The sequence below is a fragment of the Achromobacter sp. 46006 genome (assembly GCF_059761975.1).
The window spans coordinates 1-2,385 of sequence record NZ_JCBANN010000125.1; the positions used below are offsets into that span (position 1 = coordinate 1).

General features: G+C 66.2%; 3 protein-coding genes. All 3 read left to right on the forward strand.

What is annotated here, in order from left to right; genetic code table 11:
• A partial coding sequence (locus AC6LKG_RS26420; protein WP_498169936.1) for a methyl-accepting chemotaxis protein occupies positions 1 to 557 on the forward strand: 557 nt, incomplete at its 5' end.
• A 29-nt stretch (positions 558 to 586) separates the two neighbouring features.
• Positions 587 to 1,057: a hypothetical protein gene (locus AC6LKG_RS26425; RefSeq protein WP_498169941.1), complete on the forward strand. Its 471-nt coding sequence runs from the start codon at positions 587 to 589 to the stop codon at positions 1,055 to 1,057.
• 139 nt (positions 1,058 to 1,196) lie between these two features.
• On the forward strand, positions 1,197 to 2,385 hold a 1,189-nt coding region (locus AC6LKG_RS26430; RefSeq protein ID WP_498169938.1), incomplete at its 3' end, for a Tar ligand binding domain-containing protein.

The window sequence follows — 2,385 nt, forward strand, 5'->3', positions numbered from 1 at the left end:
GGGCGGGCGCGACGATGCAGGAGATCGTGGCCTCGGTCAAGCGGGTGACGGACATCATGGGCGAGATCTCTGCGGCCTCGGAAGAGCAGTCCAGCGGTATCGACCAGGTCAACCGGGCGGTGTCGCAAATGGACGAGGTGACGCAGCAGAACGCGGCGCTGGTGGAAGAGGCGGCGGCCGCGGCCGGCTCGCTGCAGGAGCAGGCCCATCGCCTGGCCGAAGCGGTGGCGGTGTTCAAGATCAATGCCGGCGACGTGATCGAGGTGCCGGCGCGCCAATTGGCGCAGCAGCGCAACACGCCGCGTGTCAACGCGACCAGGGTTGAAGAAGCGCCGCCGGCGCAGGAAAAGGCCGCCGCTCCCGCTGCGCCGGCCGCGCCAGCGGCGCGCCTGACGCATGCGAATCGAGCCACGCCGGCGACGGCGGCAGGCGCCAGCGCGGCGCGTCCGCTGCGCCGACCCGCGCCACGCACGGCCGCGCCAGTGAATGACGTCAAGCCGGCTCCGGCCGCCACCCGCCGCCAGGCGCCGGCCGACGACGATTGGGAATCTTTTTGACGCCGGTCCCGACCGGTAAATGGGCAGGTATGCGAGGCTATCTAAAACTTCTGGTCACAGCGGCGCTTGCGGTGCTGATCGCGGGTTGCGCGGCGACGGGCCACAATTTCGACCCCAGCAAGTTGTCGACCCTGACGCCGGGCCAGACCACGCTGGAAGAAGCCTCGCGGGCGCTCACCGCCCCGCCTGACAAGTTCTACAAACAGACCGATGGCACTTTTCTGGCCCTCTGGTCCTTCAAGATCACGTTTGTCGCGGACGGCCTTTACAGCCGCAAGGAAGCGTTGTTGCAGTTCGGCCCCGATGGCCGGCTGATGCGTCTTGTCGACAGCACCAATATTCTGCTGGAACCCTGGGAACGCCAGAAATTGCTGGGCCCCGCACCCATGCCCGACCCCGGTCAGGAATGGGCGCAGCAGCCCGCGCCGCCGCCCCAGGTGGAGACCATCGTCATACCGGTGCCGGCTGCGCCGCCCGAGCCGATGCGCCAGGGGCAATAGGCCCCGGTTCCCGCGGAAAGCGCGGCGGTCTCTGGGCCGCCCGTGTACGTCGCTTCGATGTGAACCCGGTCCGCAAGGAGGGGTCGCCGAGGTGGGTTTTCATTTGGTCAGAGCTGTACCTGAGGGATGGGGAAAGAATATGGAAGCGAGTCTGGAATCCGGAGCGAAATCGGGCAAGGTCGGTAAGAAGAAGGCCGTGCGCGCGCCCAAGGTCAAGCGCAAGCTGCGGCTGCGCGATGCCCGCGTCGGCACGATGCTGCTGTGGGTCATGGCGTTCTTCGCCGTGCTGATCGCGGCGGTGGGTGGCATGGCCGCCTTCTTCCTGCAGCACAACTACGAATCCATCCGCGAGGTCAACGCGTTGACCGAGCGCGCCAAGCAGGTGGAAGTGATCAATAGCGACATGCTGCGCGCCCGCGTCAGCCTGATGGTGGCCGCGCGCCATCTGCAGGAATCCGGCTGGGGCAGCGGCGAGAACTCGGCGCGCGATGCCGCCGCCGCGCTCAAGGCCGCCACCGATCTGCTGACGGGTGTGCGCAGCCGCTTCTCGGATTTCCAGAAGAATATGCTGCAGGACGATACCGGCCGCCAACTGTCGATGAATCTGGTGCGCCGCTATCGCTCCTATATCGATGACGGCGTCGACACGATGGTCGAGGCGTTGCGCAGCGAGGATTACTCCACCTTCTACATGGTGAACAACGAATACGGCACGCCGCGCAGCGCGGCCTTCATCGAGGCCATTTCCGAGTTCAGCAAGTACATCGATGACCAGCAGCAGGCCACGATCGAGCAGGCCGAGAACAATTTCAATCGCGCCCTGGTGGCGGTGGGCGTGGCCGTGGGCCTGGCGCTGGTCCTGATGGTGTTCTGCCGCGTGCTGTTTGGCCGCCTGGTCGTGCGTCCGCTGGTCGAGGCCGGCCAGCACTTCGACAAGATCGCCGCGGGCGATCTGACCAGCCGTGTCGAAGTGCGTTCGCACAACGAGATCGGCCAGTTGTTTGCCGCCCTCAAGCGCATGCAGGAAAGCCTGACCCGCACGGTGTCCACGGTGCGCCGCGGCGTGGATGAGATCACGGTGGGGTCGCGCGAGATTTCGGCCGGCAACACCGACCTGTCCAGCCGCACGGAAGAACAGGCTGCCTCGCTGGAGGAAACCGCGGCATCGATGGAAGAGCTGGCTTCGACGGTCAAGCAGAACGCGGACAACGCGAGGCAGGCGAACCAGTTGGCGGCCAGCGCTTCGGACGTGGCCGAGCGCGGCGGTTCGGCGGTGGCCGAAGTGGTCAACACCATGCAGGGCATTTCGGCCAGTTCGCGCAAGATTT

What these genes read in the sequence shown, in the direction of transcription:
- AC6LKG_RS26425 (WP_498169941.1), top strand. Translation starts at nt 587, where the DNA reads ATGCGAGGCTATCTAAAACTTCTGGTCACAGCGGCGCTTGCGGTGCTG.